Here is a 15,864-nt window from a genome sequence, read left to right as displayed (position 1 = left end):
TTTTAAATGACTAATCACTCTTAAAATAAAGGTTTTTTTGAAAAGAAATATAAAGAACAGGTATGAAAAAAACTTTTATGATAGAGAGGGGTTTTCTAAATGACAAAAGAATTAGAAGTATTAGTAGATAGTATTGATCGCATTGCAAATGGCTGTATTATTGCAGTAGCAATCTTTTTTGTAATCACTTTAATTAAGTTTTTCATTAATAATAGGATAAATGATAATTTACCAGAACAAATGGCAAAAAAAATTGAGACAATACTAGAGTGGACAAGTTTAATGACATTCAACATTGGAGTAATGTGGGCTATTTTGAACAACTAAACAATTATTTAACAACTATTTGTAAAAGGAACTGAAAAACGTTTGCAATCATTTTGATTATGGTCATTGTATTTAACCACCGTTGCCATACTTTTTACAATTAAGTAAAAAAGATTGTACCAGTAAATGACATACACTTACCACTGAATATTTTTGTGTAATTAATGTTACTCTCACGATAGATTTACACTATTATTGCGTAGTAGACTCTTACTACGCAATAATTATCATCATTTTTAGATGCAATTGTGGTGAATGTACCTAAAACTGAACGGATTAGGTTTGTGCAAGAAAGAAAGCAGAAATAAAAAGAGATAAACAGTTATCCATTTTTTAATATTCCAACGCAATTTTGCGGTGTGTTTTTATAAATAAAAACAACCATTAACTCTTCGAAAATCTAAAGAGTGCCACAAAAAATTTTTTTTATCTAACTTCTTCCTCGTTCCTAAAAAGTTAAACAGACTATATAACATATATTTGTAAACAATGAGACAAGTGAAGAAGCTTGCACAAGATATTGAAGATCGTTTAATTGGTTGTATTAATAAAAGTATATAGAAGGATAATAAGGGAAGAGGATAACTAATTATTCTGTTCCCTTTATTATTTAAGAAAGAGGTATGGTAATGAAAAGATATACTTACATAATGTGGGGGTTATTAATTTTCCCATTGTTAACGATACCACTAATAGGAAAGAAACATTTTTTTCGATTTTTACCATCAGCGACTTTTGTTTCTTTGCTTTTAGCGCTAATGAGTGAAATAGCGCAATCTAGAAGATGGTGGAAGGTGAAAATCAATTTAATACCTGATCTAACCACTAATGTTTCCTTTGTATTGAGCTCCTTTTTTGTAGGAACGTTATGGGTATTTAAATATTCATATGGGAATTTTTTTAAGTATCTAGGAGCAAACATTATTTTGGATTGGTTATTTTCATATCCTTTTACCACCTTGTTTCAAAAACTTAATGTATTCAAATTAATTCGGTTTAGACAACATCAAATCTTTCTAACATTTATTTCATTTTCACTTATCATTTATTGGTTCCAGAAAAAAGTTGAGGAGTATGTAGGTAAGTCAAAAGTTGAAGAGTTAAAAACCCCGTAGCAATGGTCTTACCCCTGTCAAGTAGACAGCCTAAAAAACCTAAGCTGCCAACGCGTGTCGATACTCAATCGGCGCGCGTTTGTTTAGTTTCTTTTGAATACGTTTGTAATTATAGTGATAGATGTATTCTTCAATCGCTTGTCGTATCTCCACTTCTGATTTACACTGTTTTATATACAACTTCTCTGTTTTGAGATGCGAAAAGAAGGATTCGATGCAAGCATTATCCAAGCAGTTTCCTTTGCGAGAGTGGCTGCCCTTAATGCTGTATGCTTCTAATCGATTATTGTATGCCTTAGACGTATACTGAAAGCCTTGATCCGAATGGAGAACAGCTTCAGCTACGTCTTTTTTCTTTGTCCATTTTTCTATTGTATTTAAAACAAGTTCAAGATCGTTTCGCTTCGATAGTTCCCATCCCACAATTTCATTATTAAATAGATCCTGAATGACCGATAAGTAAAAGAATTGGTTACCATCTGAAACATAAGTAATATCTGTTACCATTTTTTGATTAGGTCCTGTTGCCTTGAATTTTCTCTTAAGGCGATTCGGGAATATAACCGAAGGGGTATGACCATGACGCTTTCTTTTCTTTCGAATGACAGACTGGATGTCCATTTCCTTCATTAATCGATACACTTTTTTATGATTTATCATATAATCATTTTCATTTAACAAAAAGGTCATACGAGGGTAGCCAAATTCAGGATGTAGAAAATGAATTCCCATCATGTGTTCTTTTATATCCTGATCTTGTTTGGCCCTTTCATTTCTTTTTGTATAAGTGGCTCTCCATTTATAGTAGCTAGAACGCTTAACGTAAGCTATTTCCAGTAGCCAAGTAATAGGGTATGTACTTTTTAATCCTTCGATAATTTCATACTTAATTAATTGAGGGATATCTCCTCCTTTACTAGATTTGGATACTGCTTTTTTAAATAAAGTACCTGTGCCTTTAGATAATCTCTTTCCTCTTCAACTGATTTAAATTTAGTACGTGGTCGCCCATTTAATGGATTACTTATTCCACTACGCTCATCAAAGGCTTGTCCATTTTTCCATTTCTTCACCCACACTTTTAGTTGTGTACAGTTTCGAATTCCCAACTCGTCCGCCATTACTTTATAACTTTTAGACCCATTAATATATTTCATAACTGCATTTAATTTAAACTCTTCTGTATAAGTCTGGAATTGTTGTCCCTTTTTAGCCATAGAAAAATCCCCTCCAAGTAATAGTGTAACACCCAAACAATAATCATGGGTTTTTTACACTGTCTACTTAAAGGGGATAATAGCACAATACAGGGTTTTTATATACCGAAGAATACGTTTTCCAACCACGATCTAAATTGAGGGCTTTATATCCTAAATTAATTAAAATTCTAGTGGCAGTACATATTTTACTGTTCTCTTCTTGATTTAATTTAAACACTTCACTAAGATTTCAAATATCTAAATTAAACTTTTTACTCATACTCTCAACCGTTTGAACCAACATCTTGCTCAGTCCCTTAATCGTTTCCCCAATATAGTTAGGCAATCCACAGTTGGCAAATGAAATGTGTATCCCTTTTTCAAATAAAACAATCGTTGATGTTTCATCCAGCCTTCTCAATCTTGCGGCAGTTGTTGCTTCTTCAGCAACTCCACCTACTATTACTACGTTTTTTATGCATGTTGATATCTCTATTAATTTTTATACTTTGATGTGTTAAAAGTCACACCTTGGAACTTGTTTTGGTTTTATATGGAGGGGTGTTAATAAACATATTTACCAGAAAAAAGAGAATTCTAAGTATGACTTGTATACTTCAACATAAGGAGTGACGAAATGAATACTAAGTCAAAAGTTGCTGAGATTTTACCAAAAGAAGTATCTGAAAAAGTTAGGCAAGGAAAAGCGCAAAGTATTATCGATGTTCGTGAACATGAAGAAGTTGTACAAGGGAAAATACCTGGTGCTTACCATATCCCTTTAGGAGAGCTTGAAAATAGATTACATGAAATTGACAAAGACAAGGAGCATTTTATGGTATGTCGATCGGGGAGTCGGAGTGGGATGGCTGCTGAGTTTTTGCAAGATAAGGGGTATAAAGTGAAAAATATGGTTGGTGGAATGCTAAATTGGGAAGATGAAGTTGAAAAACCGTAACCCAAGAAGGAGGAATCTCAATGGAAGTTACAGTTAACAGGGTGTTAGATGCAAAGGGACTAGCTTGCCCGATGCCAATTGTAAAAACAAAAAAAGAAATGAACACCCTTGAACCAGGTGAAGTGATGGAAATTCAAGCTACCGATAAAGGTTCAACAGCTGATTTAAAGGCTTGGGCTTCTAGTACCGGTCATCAATATTTAGGAACTGTAGAAGAGGGCGAGACATTAAAACATTATCTTCGAAAAGCTCGTTCAGAAGAAGAAAAACCTGAAGCAAAACATCCGGATGTGGTTCATTTAGATGAATTATTAAATAAATTAGATGGTAATGAAAAAGTAACTGTTTTAGATGTGAGAGAACCGGCTGAATATGCATTCGGTCATGTTCCAGGCGCCATAAATATCCCTCTTGGTGAATTAGAAAATCGGTTTGAAGAACTTAACAATGTAGACAATCTACATGTCATTTGTAGGACGGGGAGTCGGAGTGATTTTGCTTCACAAAAGTTAACCGAAAAAGGTTTTAGAAACGTTAAAAATGTAGTTCCTGGAATGAAAGACTGGACAGGTCCGGTCGATAAAAATCATTAAACAAGGAGGAATAAAAATGAAAGTAGCTATCATTGCCTCAAACGGTGGGATGTTTGATGCCTATAAAGTATTCAATATTGCAACGGCTGCAGCTGCTACTGATGCTGAAGTGGGAATCTTTTTTACATTTGAAGGCTTAAATCTCATTCATAAAGAAGGTCATAAAAATTTGCCAATGCCTAAAGGAACAGAACATTTTCAAGAAGGATTTAAAAAAGCGAATGTTCCACCAGTTGAAGAGCTAGTTGCAATGGCGAGTGAGATGGGTGTAAAAATGATTGCGTGCCAAATGACAATGGATGTTATGAGTTTAGAAAAAGAGCATTTTGTAGAAGGGATTGATGTTGGCGGTGCAGTTACATTCCTATCCTTTGCTAAAGATGCAGACGTGACCCTTACGTTCTAAAGGAGTGAAGAATGATGAGTAAGAATGTTACTGTCTATACCACAAACACACTTGTCCCTATTGTGTAATGATAAAAAACTTTTTAAATGAGCAAGGTGTGGCATTTAAAGAAGTAAATGTGCAAGAAGATCCTGCTGCAGGAGATAAATTGGTTGAAACAACAGGTCAGATGGGAGTCCCTCAAATTGAAATCAGTGGTGAGTGGGTTTTAGGGTATGATACCGAAACGGTTACTCAACTTTTAGAAAAGTAAAAGGAGGAGACACATGGGAACAACAACATCTGTGAAAACAATATCTGTTAAAGATTTAGCTCGGAAAGTAATTAATCATGAAGACCTTTTCATTCTTGATGCACGAAATACAGATGATTTTGACGATTGGAAAATCGAGGGACGAAATATAGAGGTCATAAATAAGCCATACTTTGATCTTTTAGAAGGGGTAGATTCAATATTAGAGAAGTTACCAAAAAATAAAGAAATTTATGTCATCTGTGCAAAAGGTGGATCTTCTGAATTCGTTGCAGAACAAATTATGGGAGCTGGATTTACAGATGTTTATTCGGTTGAAGGTGGTATGAAAGCCTGGAGTGAACACCTTGAGCCAATAAAAATAGGTAGTTTAAAAAATGGAGGAAGCATCTATCAATTTGTACGTATTGGAAAAGGCTGCCTTTCCTACTTAATTGAGTCTGACGGGAAAGGGGCAATAATTGATACTAACAGAATGTTGTCTCCATATGAAGAGATGATAAAGGAACATAATATTACGTTAACACACGTTTTAGATACTCATTTGCATGCTGACCATATTTCTGGTGGTAGAGAACTTGCTGAAAAACATGGTGCAACCTATTATTTACCACCAAAGGATGCTACAGAAGTCACATATAACTATTCACAAATTAATGATGGCGATGAATACAAGGTTGGACAGACAACCATAAAAGCCATTTACTCTCCTGGGCATACCATTGGTAGTACATCTTTTGTCGTTGATGATCAATATTTGTTAACTGGTGACATTTTATTTATTGATTCCATTGGTCGCCCTGATCTAGCTGGTAAAGCTGAAGACTGGGTAGGAGATTTAAGAAATACCCTTTATCAACGTTACAAAGAGCTAGCTGATAATCTTCTAGTGCTACCTGCCCATTACATGGGAATTAACGAAATGAATGATGATGGAAGTATTTCAGAAAAACTTGGTGTGCTTTATCAACAAAATCATGGATTAAATATTAATGATGAAGCTGAATTCAGAAAAACGGTGACAGAAAATCTTCCGCCACAGCCAAATTCATACCAAGAAATTCGTGAAACAAATATGGGTAAAATCAAACCTGAGGAAGAACAACAAAGAGAAATGGAAATCGGTCCTAACCGATGTGCCGTTAGATAAGGAGGTAATACCATGGAAGCTAATAAAGTGTTAGATGCAAAAGGGCTAGCTTGTCCTATGCCAATTGTAAAAACAAAAAAAGAAATGGATGCATTAAGTTCAGGGGAGGTCCTTGAGATTCATGCAACAGATAAAGGGGCAAAAAATGACTTGACCGCATGGGCACAATCGGGTGGACACGAATTGCTAAAAGATGAAGAAGAAAATGGTGTTTATAAGTTCTGGTTAAAAAAAGGATAGAATTTAGGGGAAGGTACCTTTAAACGGTTACCCTCCCCCTTTGATTGGAGGAAAAAGAAAGTGGATATTGCATTTATCGTGGTTATATTCCTTATCGGTTTTATTGGATCCTTCATATCCGGAATGGTTGGAATTGGTGGATCGATTATTAAGTATCCCATGCTTCTATACATTCCGCCACTGTTTGGATTAGCTGCATTTAGTGCACATGAGGTGTCTGGAATTAGCGCCGTACAAGTTTTCTTCGCCACAATAGGGGGAGTATGGGCTTATAGAAAAGGCGGGTACTTGAATAAAACGTTAATTATATACATGGGTGTTGCCATATTAATTGGTAGTTTTATTGGTGGATATGGCTCAAAGCTCATGACCGAAAGTGGAATTAACTTTGTATATGGAATTCTAGCTTTAATCGCCGTTGTGATGATGTTCTTGCCTAAAAAAGGAATCGACGAGATCCCTCTTGATCAGGTGAAGTTTAATAAATGGCTCGCAGCTGTTCTAGCTTTAATAGTTGGGATTGGTGCGGGAATTGTTGGTGCTGCTGGTGCATTCATTTTAGTTCCTATCATGCTCGTAGTGCTAAAAATTCCAACTAGAATGACGATAGCGACTTCTTTGGCTATTACGTTTATTTCGTCAATTGGTGCAACTGTTGGGAAAATTACAACGGGTCAAGTTGAATATTATCCAGCGTTAATCATGGTTGTTGCAAGCCTAATCGCTTCACCACTTGGTGCTAATTTTGGGAAAAAAATTAATACCAAAATCCTACAATGGATTTTGGCACTACTCATATTAGCTACTTCAATTAAAATTTGGTCTGATATTTTATTTTAAAACACCTTATTACTTTCAACGTATGTCTCAAGTGCAGGATGATATTCCCTTTGGAAATGATTATCTGGACATGATTTAATTACAATTGAGAGTAATGAGTTCGTTTTATCGCTGACTAAATTTTTATTACAAGTAGGACATTTCTCATTGAAAAGAGATTTTAAAAAACGTTTCATATAAGGTTCCTCCTATATCCTTTAATTCCTATAATTATACTAGGTATTATAGAAGATTTATTTTAAAAACTCAATGGGTTTATATACCAATCAACGAGAGGATGGGAATACGTGAGAGATCTATTTCCACCAACTACAATTAAAGTAAAGTTAAACACTGATGATGGAATCAATAATGAAATAGAACGAAAAACTGCCCATAATATCAACAAATACTACCGAAAAACTGAAGAAGAAATAGATAGACGTATTAAAGAATTAAATTATGAATGGGATACCGAAAGAGTTTTAGAACTTAACTTTGCATCAATTGTATTGATATCATCTTTACTTGGATTATTAGGCAATAAAAAATGGATGGCATTGTCTGGAATTACAAGTGTGTTTATGATCCAACATTCTTTACAGGGATGGTGCCCACCTTTACCGATTATTAGAAGAATGGGAATAAGGACAGCAGTGGAAATTACGAAGGAAAAGGAAGCTTTAAGAAAGCTTAAATCTTTAAAATGAAGAAATTCATCCTTAGGATAAATGCCTATAAAAGCTCATGAGATATTATTCATGGGCTCATTTTATATATTTGTTTTTAGAGTGTTGACAATATACCCAGTACGGTATATTATAAGTCTTGTCAGCCGCTGAAAGTTAGGAGGACAGTCAACATGGCGATTGTAATGTTTGTTTTATTAATAGTTGTCGGTTACCTGATAGCTATAAGATATTTTCCAATCATAGGACTAAATTATATAGATAATAAGAAAGAACTAGATTTAACAACATTGATTAAAGTAGATGTTAGGGACTATAATGAGTCCTATAAAAATCCCGTAAAGGGAGCAATCAATGTTCCAGTTGCATACCTGAAAAGGTACTACTTGGAAATACCAAGTAAAAATCTGATAGTAGTTGCTTCGAATCGCCTTGAAAAGAATGTTGGTATTCGATTCTTACGTACAAAGGGATTTAAGGTGGTTGGATACACAATTACTAATGAAGAACAAACTGTATCAAAGGGAAATCAATTAAATAAAGAAACTTATTGTTAAGGGGGGAAAACAGATGGAATACAACGATCAAATGAAAAACAGAGTAAAGCGCATTGAAGGACAACTTAGAGGAATCTTAAGAATGATGGAAGAAAATAAAGACTGTAAAGATGTTATCACTCAGTTATCTGCAGCAAGAACAGCAATTGATCGGACAATTGGAGTTGTCGTCAGTTCAAATTTAGTGGAATGTGTTCGAAACGCCGAAGAAACTGGTGAGAGAAATACAGAAGAACTACTAAAAGAAGCTGTCAATCTGCTTGTAAGAAGTAGATAGAAATAAAGAGGTTGACTCTCTTTTATTTTTAATAATATAATACCCATGGGGGTAGAGATAAGTGTAAAAAAATTATACAGATAAATACCCTAATGGGTAACAACAAAGAGGAGGAACAAGCATGACAGAAAAGAAAAAAACCACAATCGTATTATTTAGTGGTGATTATGATAAAGCAATGGCAGCTTATATTATTGCAAATGGTGCAGCTGCCTATGATCATGAAGTAACAATTTTCCACACATTTTGGGGGTTAAATGCTCTTCGAAAAGATGAAAATATTCAAGTTAAAAAGGGATTCATGGAAAAGATGTTTGGCAAAATGATGCCAAGAGGTGCTGACAAAATGGGTCTGTCAAAAATGCATTTCGCAGGTTTCGGTCCTAAAATGATTAAAGATGTGATGAAAAAGCATAATGCAATGCCACTTCCAGATTTAATTGAAATGGCAAAAGAACAAGATGTAAAGCTCGTTGCATGTACGATGACAATGGATTTATTAGGACTTCAAAAAGAAGAACTTTTAGATAATATTGAATATGCAGGTGTAGCTGCGTATTTAGCAGATGCAGAAGATGGAAATGTAAATCTATTTATCTAAACACGTTAGGGGGATTCTCCCCTACATAAAAAGGAGGGAGTAAGTTTGGAATATCTAAATTATATAATTATTGGACTCTTTCTGTTATTTATCATTAAACGAATCATCCCGGTTAAAGGTGTTAGACAAATTTCAACAACAGATTTAAAAAATGAATTAAAAGATAAGAATAAACAATTTGTTGACGTTCGTACTCCTGGGGAGTTTAAGGGAAATAACATCAAAGGGTTTAAAAACCTTCCGCTCCAACAACTTGCGCAAAAAGCGGAGAAGGAACTATCAAAAGACAAAGAAGTAGTTGTTATATGTCAAAGTGGAATGAGAAGTCAAAATGCTACTAAAATATTAAAAAAATTAGGATTTACGAACGTGACAAATGTAAAAGGTGGTATGAGTGCCTGGAGATAAAAAGGAGGAGAAAAAATGAAGCAGTTATCCGCTAAAGAAGTAGAAACATTATTAGTAGAAGGTCAACCATTAAACCTAATTGATGTTCGTGAAGTGGAAGAAGTGGAAACTGGGAAAATCCCAGGAGCGATCCACATTCCACTAGGGTTATTAGAATTCCGTTTGCATGAATTAGATAAGTCACAAGACTATATCATGGTTTGTCGTTCTGGTGCACGTAGTGGGCGCGCCTGTCAATTTCTTGAAAGTCATGGGTTTAAGGTAACCAACATGACAGGCGGAATGCTTGCATGGGAAGGCGAAACAAAATAAGGTGATTTTTTTTAGAAGTTAATATACCCATAAGGGTAATAAATAGGAGGTTTTTATATTATGAATTCATTAAAAACAGATCTTTTATTAGATGCAAAGGGCTTAGCTTGCCCAATGCCTATCGTAAAAACAAAAAAGGCAATGAATGAGTTACAAGCTGGTCAAGTCTTAGAGGTTCAAGCAACAGATAAAGGGTCAAAAGCTGACCTGGAAGCATGGGCAAAAAGCGCTGGACATCAGTATCTAGGCACAATTGAACAAGGAGATGTGTTAAAGCATTACCTTAGAAAATCTTCCAATGATGGAACAATTGAAAGAAAACATCCTAATGTTACAAGTAATGAAGAGCTTGAAAAGAAGCTTTTAGCAAATGAGAATATTGTAGTTTTAGATGTGAGAGAAGCAGCAGAGTATGCTTTTAACCATATTCCTAATGCAATTTCAATTCCTTTAGGAGAGTTAGAAAATCGATTCTCAGAATTAAATACAGGAGATGAGATTTATGTGGTTTGCCGAACAGGAAACCGTAGTGATCTTGCAGCTCAAAAGTTAGCTGAAAAAGGTTTTTCTAATGTAATTAATGTTGTGCCAGGGATGAGTGCTTGGTCAGGCAAAACCAATAGTGTAAATAAATAAGGAGGGAAAATTGATATGAGCACAGTAACGGTATACACAACCACACGCTGTCCGTATTGTGTTATGTTAAAGAACTTTTTGGAAGATCAAAATATACCTTTTAGAGAGATAAATGTTGAAGGAAATCTAGAGATTATGAACCAAATAGTCGCGAAGACGGGTCAAATGGGAGTTCCTCAAACAGAGGTAAATGGTAAGTGGGTTGTTGGTTATGATCCAAATAATATAATGCTAGCATTAAGAAACTAGGAGGAATTAAGAATGAATAAAGTAGCAATTATAGCAAGTAATGGTGGATTATTTGATGCATATAAAGTGTTTAATATTGCAACAGCTGCAGCAGCATCGGATCAGGAAGTAGCGATTTTCTTTACATTTGAAGGATTAAACTTAATCCATAAAGAGTCATACAAACAGCTTCCAATGCCGGAGGGAAAAGAACACTTTGCCGAAGGTTTTGCTAATGCAAATGTTCCAGCCATTCCAGAATTGGTAGCAATGGCACAAGAAATGGGTGTTAAGTTCATTGGTTGTCAAATGACAATGGATGTTATGGGATTAGAAAAAGACTCATTTATTGATGGAATTCAAGTTGGTGGAGCAGTAACCTTTTTAGAATATGCAAAGGATGCAGATGTAACACTTACTTTTTAATCTTAAATATTTTTTTAAATTAAATTATACCGTAGGGGGTAAAAATATATGACTGTAAAAGCTATGACTTCAAAAGAAGTAACTCAAAAAGTATTTAATAAAGAAGAATTGTTTATTCTAGACGTTCGTAACGAAAGTGATTTTCAAGATTGGAAAATTGAAGGTGAAAACTTTGACTATCTAAATATCCCGTATTTTGAATTACTGGATGGAGTGGAAGAAATCTTAGAGAAGCTTCCTTCTGATAGAGAAATAGTGGTTGTATGTGCTAAAGAAGGGTCATCTGTTATGGTGGCAGAGATGCTTTCTGAAGAAGGATTAACAGTTTCCTACTTACAAGGTGGCATGAAAGCATGGAGTGAACACTTAGAACCAGTTAAAGTTGGGGAATTAAGAGATGGAGGCAAAGTGTATCAGTTCGTTCGTATCGGAAAAGGATGTCTATCATACATGGTTACTTCAAACGGTGAAGCTGCGATTATCGATGCAACTCGTATGACTGACATTTATCTTGATTTTGCAAATGAAATTGGAGCAAAAATTACGCATGTTTTTGATACACACCTTCATGCTGACCATATTTCAGGAGGAAGAGTGATTGCTGAGAGAACAGGTGCAACATATTGGTTACCTCCAAAAGATGCGACAGAAGTAACATTTGAGTACGAGGCTCTAGAAGGTGGAAATGTAGTGACAATCGGAAATACGGCGATTGATATTCATGCGCTATACTCTCCAGGTCATACGATCGGTTCTACATCTTTTGTTGTTGATGAAAAGTTCCTTCTTTCAGGAGATATATTATTCATCGATTCAATTGGAAGACCAGACCTTGCTGGTATGGCAGAGGATTGGGTAGCAGATTTAAGAGAAAGTCTGTACTTACGCTACAGAGAGCTATCAGAAGATTTAGTTGTTCTGCCAGCACACTTTATGATCATTGATGAATTGAATGACGATGGTAGTGTATCAGAAAAATTAGGAACACTGTTTGCAAAAAATCACGGTTTAAACATTGAAGACGAAAATGAGTTCAGAAAACTAGTAACAGAAAACCTACCACCACAACCAAATGCGTATCAAGAAATTCGTGAAACAAACATGGGGAAAATCAACCCTGATGAAGAAAAACAACGTGAAATGGAAATCGGACCAAACCGTTGTGCGGTTAGATAAAAATTAATTTTAGGAGGAATAAACAATGGAATCAACTAAAGTTTTAGACGCAAAAGGATTAGCATGTCCAATGCCAATTGTAAAAACAAAAAAAGCTATGAATGACTTAGCAACAGGAGAAGTTCTAGAAATTCATGCAACAGATAAGGGTGCTAAAAACGACCTGACAGCTTGGGCAACATCTGGTGGTCATGAATTAATTAAACATGAAGAAGAAAATGATGTATTTAAATTTTGGATTAAAAAAGGTTGAAAAATAAGGGGGAGCCTATGTAGGGTTCCCTTTTTTCAAAAGGAGGTAACAAGATGGATTTTGGATTTATTATTACAATATTTTTAATCGGATTTATCGGATCATACATTTCTGGAATGTTAGGTATTGGTGGGTCAATTATTAAATACCCAATGTTATTATATATTCCACCATTATTTGGCTTAGCCGCTTTTAGTGCTCATGAGGTTTCTGGTATAAGTGCGATTCAAGTATTCTTTGCAACCATTGGTGGAGTTTGGGCATACCGAAAAGGTGGATATTTAAATAAAACGTTAATCATGTATATGGGTGCTAGTATTTTAGTAGGTAGTTTTGTTGGAGGATTTGGATCAAAGTTAATGTCAGAAGGAGGCATTAATTTAATTTATGGGATACTAGCTTTAATTGCAGCTGTGATGATGTTTATTCCGAAAAAGGGGATAGATGATATCCCTTTAGATCAGGTGAAATTTAATAAATGGCTCGCAGCAATCTTAGCCCTTATTGTTGGTGTAGGTGCTGGAATCGTCGGGGCAGCAGGAGCCTTTTTATTAGTGCCAATCATGTTAGTGGTATTAAAAATTCCAACAAGAATGACAATCGCATCATCACTAGCAATTACGTTTATATCATCAATAGGTGCAACTGTCGGTAAAATTACAACTGGACAGATTGATTATTTCCCTGCTTTTATTATGGTCGTTGCAAGTTTACTTGCTTCCCCATTAGGAGCAATAGCTGGAAAAAAAGTGAATACAAAAATACTACAAATTATTTTGGCGTTATTAATTGGAGCTACTGCTGTTAAGATTTGGTTAGATATCTTATAAAAATAGGGGAAAATAAAACATAAAATTAGCTTATCTGAAAGAAGGGCTAAAAATGACAAATAAGAAATACATCTATTTTGTATCGTTAAGTTCAAATGTTCCCTATGTACTAAAGAAATCGATTGAAATGGTCAACCCAAAAAATGAAGTCACCATATTTTTTGATCTTGATGGAGCCCGTGTTTTAGATAAACGTTATTTAAAAAAAGTGACGAGAACGCATGGAGTGGATCTAGTCTCACTTTTTAAAATAGCTTTAGAGGCAGGGATTAAATTGTATGGTTGTCAAATGAACGTGTTAATTGCAGATGGTTTGGAATTAATAGATGGAGCAGAGCTTGCAGGCGTTGTTACCTTTTTAGAAGCAGCCTACCAAGCTGATGCTGTTTTAAGCTATTAAGAGGGGGACTAAACATGAATAAGAAAAAGGTTGTAGTATTAGCACTTCATGATGAATTAGAGTCTGCTTACCCACCCTTAAATGTTGCCGTTGGAGCTGCTTCATCCGGGGCTGATGTGATCTTAGCCTTCTCACGAAAAGGAGTAAACATTTTAGACCATAAATACATTCCTATTCCATCGGATGGAATTGAATACTTGTCTAATGCGCTATCTGATTTTAACGCACCTTCAATTAACGATTTACTTGAGATAGCTGTTGAATCTGGTGTTAAATTTTATGTGGTGGACTTAGATATAAAGGACCATACGCAATTTAAGTATCCAGCTGAGCAAGTCCCCATTAAATGGGTTTTAAATGAGGCAGTTTCAGCGGATTTATTTGTACATTTTTAAATATATAGGAGGAATAACGTTGATTAAAATTACAGATGCTGCGATATCAAAAATAAGACAAGAAGTTAAAGATGTAAAAAAACCGGTTATTCGTCTTGCAATGGGCATTGGTTGAGGGGGACCTCAGCTTCGCCTGGCTCTGGAAGAGTCAGCTTTAGAAAATGATGAAATCATTGAACAAGACGGCATAAGTTTTTTAGTACATGAAACAAGTAAACCATATTTTAATAATGTCAAAATTGATTATACCAAGACCATATTGGGTGGCGGGCAATTTATTGTCCTTACACTATAAGTACATCTGAAAGCAGGAGTTTCTTTGAAGATTAAAACAATAGCATTATATCTACCCATTGTCATTTTAGTATTATATTTTGTCTATACCCAGTTTGAAAATAAAAGTATTAAAACAATTTCAATTAATGAGTTGGAGCAAAAATTACAGGATCCCAAATCAAGTAACATAATCTTTGTTGATGTGCGTGAACCCCATGAATATGAAGCAGGTCATATTAAAGGGATGAAAAACATTCCACTAAGCACATTAAAATCCGATTATAAAGGTCTGTCTAAAGATGCGGAAATCGTTCTATTGTGTAGGAGTGGGAAACGAAGTCTTCAAGCTGCAAACATTTTAAAAGATATTGGTTATGGGAATGTTGTAAGTGTAAGTGGCGGTATTCAAGAATGGCAGGGAGAAATTATAAAATAAGTAATGGAGTAGACTGATAATATGAATAAAGATCATAACAACTGTGGAAAAGGTAGTTGAGGAATTCCTAACAAAAAATCACGGTCATTTTTTCCACCGATATGACCAGGGATTTTAGTTTGGCTCCTGGTAGGAGTCATCGTCTTGATTCAAAGAATGTTTTAAGAAAAGGGGCTAAACAGCCCCTTTTTGTGTAAACATCAAGCAATTTTTTAGGAGGTACCCATGGATATCATTCAAATCGGTTCTTTTACGATTCTCTTTAAATGGTTTCTTCTTGGAGTGGCAATTCTATTTGGAATAGTTCTTATAAAAGTATTGCTCCTACGCTTACCGAATAGGGAACAAAATAAGGCAATATTTGACTTATTAACTAATAGCGTGTTTTTAGGCTTTTTTATTTGGAAAGGTAGCTTACTTCTTACGGAGCCTTCATTAGTCATAAAAAGTCCTTTGTCGTTGTTGTATTTTACAGGAGGAAGAAGTGGCTTAATTTTAGCTATTATTTTTTCAATCTACTACTTTATTTATAGAGCAAGGAAATTAGATATTTCAATGCTAGTTACTTTGAAATACGGCTTACTATTTAGTTTTTCAGTGCTGTCTGTCTATCACTTTTTATTCGCCACCTTTGTAGAGGATAATTTCATTTATCATGTTCTTATTGGCATTTATTCGTTGACTAATTTGATACTCATTCTAGTTAAAAGGATTCTATCCTCATATAAGTCATTTTTTTCTGTCATCGTCTTATTTTCATTCTACAAAATAATACTCTCATTGGTTCTAATCAATGAAAATACTGTCTTTATTTTCTCGATGGAGCAGTGGTTTTTTATAGGATTAATAATCTTGTCTCTTTACCTTTGGGACAGAAAACTACAGTAGAAAGAAAGGTGGGTAA

At 34.8% G+C, this 15,864-nt stretch carries 26 protein-coding genes and 2 pseudogenes; 25 read left to right on the top strand and 3 right to left on the bottom strand.

Going from position 1 to position 15,864, the window contains the following annotated elements; all coding sequences use genetic code 11:
• The first annotated feature begins 99 nt into the window (after window positions 1–99).
• Window positions 100–327, top strand: coding sequence for a hypothetical protein (locus tag AR328_RS10275; RefSeq protein ID WP_066294807.1), 228 nt, complete (start codon window positions 100–102; stop codon window positions 325–327).
• A gap of 629 nt (window positions 328–956) precedes the next feature.
• A complete protein-coding gene (locus AR328_RS10270; RefSeq protein ID WP_066294805.1) occupies window positions 957–1,442 on the top strand; it encodes a hypothetical protein in 486 nt (161 codons plus the stop codon).
• A 39-nt stretch (window positions 1,443–1,481) separates the two neighbouring features.
• On the opposite strand, the gene AR328_RS22215 is transcribed toward AR328_RS10270, so the two are convergent.
• Window positions 1,482–2,659, bottom strand: a protein-coding gene (locus AR328_RS22215) for an IS3 family transposase (protein WP_156422672.1) whose coding sequence is annotated in 2 segments (ribosomal slippage) — window positions 1,482–2,371 and window positions 2,371–2,659 — 1,179 coding nt in all. Because the reading frame shifts where the segments join, the coding sequence is not laid out codon by codon here.
• A 235-nt stretch (window positions 2,660–2,894) separates the two neighbouring features.
• Window positions 2,895–3,119: pseudogene (locus tag AR328_RS23030) on the bottom strand (CoA-disulfide reductase); the annotation flags it as partial.
• Between the two features lie 159 nt (window positions 3,120–3,278).
• Here AR328_RS23030 and AR328_RS10255 point away from each other — a divergent pair.
• The 7 genes and pseudogenes from AR328_RS10255 to AR328_RS10225 all read left to right on the top strand — a co-directional run bounded on the left by AR328_RS10255 (window position 3,279) and on the right by AR328_RS10225 (window position 7,081).
• Window positions 3,279–3,599 (top strand): rhodanese-like domain-containing protein, encoded by a 321-nt coding sequence (locus tag AR328_RS10255; RefSeq protein ID WP_066294797.1) that lies wholly within the window; start codon window positions 3,279–3,281, stop codon window positions 3,597–3,599.
• A gap of 20 nt (window positions 3,600–3,619) precedes the next feature.
• Window positions 3,620–4,192, top strand: a complete 573-nt coding sequence (locus AR328_RS10250; protein WP_066294795.1) for a sulfurtransferase TusA family protein — start codon at window positions 3,620–3,622, stop codon at window positions 4,190–4,192.
• 16 nt (window positions 4,193–4,208) lie between these two features.
• Window positions 4,209–4,598 carry a DsrE/DsrF/DrsH-like family protein gene (locus AR328_RS10245; RefSeq protein WP_066294792.1) on the top strand — a complete coding sequence of 130 codons (390 nt, stop codon included), beginning with the start codon at window positions 4,209–4,211 and terminating at the stop codon, window positions 4,596–4,598.
• Between the two features lie 14 nt (window positions 4,599–4,612).
• Window positions 4,613–4,851 (top strand): annotated as a pseudogene (locus AR328_RS10240) (glutaredoxin family protein).
• A gap of 13 nt (window positions 4,852–4,864) precedes the next feature.
• Window positions 4,865–6,001 carry an MBL fold metallo-hydrolase gene (locus tag AR328_RS10235; protein ID WP_066294787.1) on the top strand — a complete coding sequence of 379 codons (1,137 nt, stop codon included), beginning with the start codon at window positions 4,865–4,867 and terminating at the stop codon, window positions 5,999–6,001.
• A 12-nt stretch (window positions 6,002–6,013) separates the two neighbouring features.
• Window positions 6,014–6,241: a sulfurtransferase TusA family protein gene (locus tag AR328_RS10230; protein WP_066294785.1), complete on the top strand. Its 228-nt coding sequence runs from the start codon at window positions 6,014–6,016 to the stop codon at window positions 6,239–6,241.
• Between the two features lie 60 nt (window positions 6,242–6,301).
• Window positions 6,302–7,081 carry a sulfite exporter TauE/SafE family protein gene (locus tag AR328_RS10225; RefSeq protein ID WP_066294783.1) on the top strand — a complete coding sequence of 260 codons (780 nt, stop codon included), beginning with the start codon at window positions 6,302–6,304 and terminating at the stop codon, window positions 7,079–7,081.
• On the opposite strand, the gene AR328_RS23025 is transcribed toward AR328_RS10225, so the two are convergent.
• Complete coding sequence (locus AR328_RS23025) at window positions 7,078–7,257, bottom strand: hypothetical protein (protein WP_066294780.1); 180 nt, start codon at window positions 7,255–7,257, stop codon at window positions 7,078–7,080. The genes AR328_RS10225 and AR328_RS23025 overlap by 4 nt on opposite strands.
• A gap of 111 nt (window positions 7,258–7,368) precedes the next feature.
• On the opposite strand from AR328_RS23025, the gene AR328_RS10215 reads away from it, so the two are divergent.
• The 16 genes from AR328_RS10215 to AR328_RS10140 all read left to right on the top strand — a co-directional run bounded on the left by AR328_RS10215 (window position 7,369) and on the right by AR328_RS10140 (window position 15,848).
• Window positions 7,369–7,770: a DUF2892 domain-containing protein gene (locus tag AR328_RS10215; protein WP_066294778.1), complete on the top strand. Its 402-nt coding sequence runs from the start codon at window positions 7,369–7,371 to the stop codon at window positions 7,768–7,770.
• 152 nt (window positions 7,771–7,922) lie between these two features.
• A complete protein-coding gene (locus AR328_RS10210) occupies window positions 7,923–8,306 on the top strand; it encodes a hypothetical protein (protein ID WP_231734798.1) in 384 nt (127 codons plus the stop codon).
• A 13-nt stretch (window positions 8,307–8,319) separates the two neighbouring features.
• Complete coding sequence (locus AR328_RS10205; RefSeq protein ID WP_066294775.1) at window positions 8,320–8,583, top strand: metal-sensitive transcriptional regulator; 264 nt, start codon at window positions 8,320–8,322, stop codon at window positions 8,581–8,583.
• 121 nt (window positions 8,584–8,704) lie between these two features.
• A complete protein-coding gene (locus AR328_RS10200; RefSeq protein ID WP_066294773.1) occupies window positions 8,705–9,184 on the top strand; it encodes a DsrE/DsrF/DrsH-like family protein in 480 nt (159 codons plus the stop codon).
• Between the two features lie 45 nt (window positions 9,185–9,229).
• The gene (locus AR328_RS10195; RefSeq protein ID WP_066294769.1) at window positions 9,230–9,592 is read left to right on the top strand and encodes a rhodanese-like domain-containing protein; all 363 of its coding nucleotides are present in this window, start codon (window positions 9,230–9,232) and stop codon (window positions 9,590–9,592) included.
• Between the two features lie 15 nt (window positions 9,593–9,607).
• Entirely contained in the window at window positions 9,608–9,904 is a 297-nt protein-coding gene (locus tag AR328_RS10190; RefSeq protein WP_066294766.1) for a rhodanese-like domain-containing protein, read from the top strand.
• Between the two features lie 60 nt (window positions 9,905–9,964).
• Window positions 9,965–10,540: a sulfurtransferase TusA family protein gene (locus tag AR328_RS10185; RefSeq protein WP_066294764.1), complete on the top strand. Its 576-nt coding sequence runs from the start codon at window positions 9,965–9,967 to the stop codon at window positions 10,538–10,540.
• A gap of 15 nt (window positions 10,541–10,555) precedes the next feature.
• A complete protein-coding gene (locus AR328_RS10180; RefSeq protein ID WP_066294762.1) occupies window positions 10,556–10,789 on the top strand; it encodes a glutaredoxin family protein in 234 nt (77 codons plus the stop codon).
• 12 nt (window positions 10,790–10,801) lie between these two features.
• A complete protein-coding gene (locus tag AR328_RS10175; RefSeq protein WP_066294760.1) occupies window positions 10,802–11,194 on the top strand; it encodes a DsrE/DsrF/DrsH-like family protein in 393 nt (130 codons plus the stop codon).
• 48 nt (window positions 11,195–11,242) lie between these two features.
• On the top strand, window positions 11,243–12,370 hold the full coding sequence (locus AR328_RS10170; protein ID WP_066294758.1) for an MBL fold metallo-hydrolase: 1,128 nt from the start codon (window positions 11,243–11,245) through the stop codon (window positions 12,368–12,370).
• 25 nt (window positions 12,371–12,395) lie between these two features.
• Window positions 12,396–12,623: a sulfurtransferase TusA family protein gene (locus AR328_RS10165; RefSeq protein WP_066294756.1), complete on the top strand. Its 228-nt coding sequence runs from the start codon at window positions 12,396–12,398 to the stop codon at window positions 12,621–12,623.
• 53 nt (window positions 12,624–12,676) lie between these two features.
• On the top strand, window positions 12,677–13,453 hold the full coding sequence (locus AR328_RS10160; protein ID WP_066294755.1) for a sulfite exporter TauE/SafE family protein: 777 nt from the start codon (window positions 12,677–12,679) through the stop codon (window positions 13,451–13,453).
• Between the two features lie 52 nt (window positions 13,454–13,505).
• The gene (locus tag AR328_RS10155) at window positions 13,506–13,853 is read left to right on the top strand and encodes a DsrE/DsrF/DrsH-like family protein (protein ID WP_066294754.1); all 348 of its coding nucleotides are present in this window, start codon (window positions 13,506–13,508) and stop codon (window positions 13,851–13,853) included.
• Window positions 13,854–13,867: 14 nt separating this feature from the next.
• Window positions 13,868–14,248: a peroxiredoxin family protein gene (locus AR328_RS10150; protein WP_066294753.1), complete on the top strand. Its 381-nt coding sequence runs from the start codon at window positions 13,868–13,870 to the stop codon at window positions 14,246–14,248.
• A 319-nt stretch (window positions 14,249–14,567) separates the two neighbouring features.
• Complete coding sequence (locus AR328_RS10145) at window positions 14,568–14,960, top strand: rhodanese-like domain-containing protein (RefSeq protein WP_066294751.1); 393 nt, start codon at window positions 14,568–14,570, stop codon at window positions 14,958–14,960.
• A gap of 225 nt (window positions 14,961–15,185) precedes the next feature.
• A complete protein-coding gene (locus tag AR328_RS10140; RefSeq protein ID WP_066294749.1) occupies window positions 15,186–15,848 on the top strand; it encodes a hypothetical protein in 663 nt (220 codons plus the stop codon).
• Window positions 15,849–15,864 lie beyond the last annotated feature (16 nt).

The sequence above is a fragment of the Bacillus sp. FJAT-29937 genome, assembly GCF_001509555.1.
Taxonomy (GTDB): domain Bacteria; phylum Bacillota; class Bacilli; order Bacillales; family Cytobacillaceae; genus Cytobacillus.
The sequence above is the reverse complement of the archived record's forward strand: the minus strand, read 5'-3'. Positions and strand labels throughout refer to the sequence as shown.

Coding starts and splice junctions, on each gene's coding strand:
- AR328_RS10185 (WP_066294764.1), top strand. CDS start 9,965: ATGAATTCATTAAAAACAGATCTTTTATTAGATGCAAAGGGCTTAGCT.
- AR328_RS10245 (WP_066294792.1), top strand. CDS start 4,209: ATGAAAGTAGCTATCATTGCCTCAAACGGTGGGATGTTTGATGCCTAT.
- AR328_RS10180 (WP_066294762.1), top strand. CDS start 10,556: ATGAGCACAGTAACGGTATACACAACCACACGCTGTCCGTATTGTGTT.
- AR328_RS10140 (WP_066294749.1), top strand. CDS start 15,186: ATGGATATCATTCAAATCGGTTCTTTTACGATTCTCTTTAAATGGTTT.
- AR328_RS10235 (WP_066294787.1), top strand. CDS start 4,865: ATGGGAACAACAACATCTGTGAAAACAATATCTGTTAAAGATTTAGCT.
- AR328_RS10255 (WP_066294797.1), top strand. CDS start 3,279: ATGAATACTAAGTCAAAAGTTGCTGAGATTTTACCAAAAGAAGTATCT.
- AR328_RS10250 (WP_066294795.1), top strand. CDS start 3,620: ATGGAAGTTACAGTTAACAGGGTGTTAGATGCAAAGGGACTAGCTTGC.
- AR328_RS10165 (WP_066294756.1), top strand. CDS start 12,396: ATGGAATCAACTAAAGTTTTAGACGCAAAAGGATTAGCATGTCCAATG.
- AR328_RS10210 (WP_231734798.1), top strand. CDS start 7,923: ATGGCGATTGTAATGTTTGTTTTATTAATAGTTGTCGGTTACCTGATA.
- AR328_RS10200 (WP_066294773.1), top strand. CDS start 8,705: ATGACAGAAAAGAAAAAAACCACAATCGTATTATTTAGTGGTGATTAT.
- AR328_RS10275 (WP_066294807.1), top strand. CDS start 100: ATGACAAAAGAATTAGAAGTATTAGTAGATAGTATTGATCGCATTGCA.
- AR328_RS10155 (WP_066294754.1), top strand. CDS start 13,506: ATGACAAATAAGAAATACATCTATTTTGTATCGTTAAGTTCAAATGTT.
- AR328_RS23025 (WP_066294780.1), bottom strand. CDS start 7,257: ATGAAACGTTTTTTAAAATCTCTTTTCAATGAGAAATGTCCTACTTGT.
- AR328_RS10230 (WP_066294785.1), top strand. CDS start 6,014: ATGGAAGCTAATAAAGTGTTAGATGCAAAAGGGCTAGCTTGTCCTATG.
- AR328_RS10205 (WP_066294775.1), top strand. CDS start 8,320: ATGGAATACAACGATCAAATGAAAAACAGAGTAAAGCGCATTGAAGGA.
- AR328_RS10150 (WP_066294753.1), top strand. CDS start 13,868: ATGAATAAGAAAAAGGTTGTAGTATTAGCACTTCATGATGAATTAGAG.
- AR328_RS10175 (WP_066294760.1), top strand. CDS start 10,802: ATGAATAAAGTAGCAATTATAGCAAGTAATGGTGGATTATTTGATGCA.
- AR328_RS10270 (WP_066294805.1), top strand. CDS start 957: ATGAAAAGATATACTTACATAATGTGGGGGTTATTAATTTTCCCATTG.
- AR328_RS10190 (WP_066294766.1), top strand. CDS start 9,608: ATGAAGCAGTTATCCGCTAAAGAAGTAGAAACATTATTAGTAGAAGGT.
- AR328_RS10170 (WP_066294758.1), top strand. CDS start 11,243: ATGACTGTAAAAGCTATGACTTCAAAAGAAGTAACTCAAAAAGTATTT.
- AR328_RS10160 (WP_066294755.1), top strand. CDS start 12,677: ATGGATTTTGGATTTATTATTACAATATTTTTAATCGGATTTATCGGA.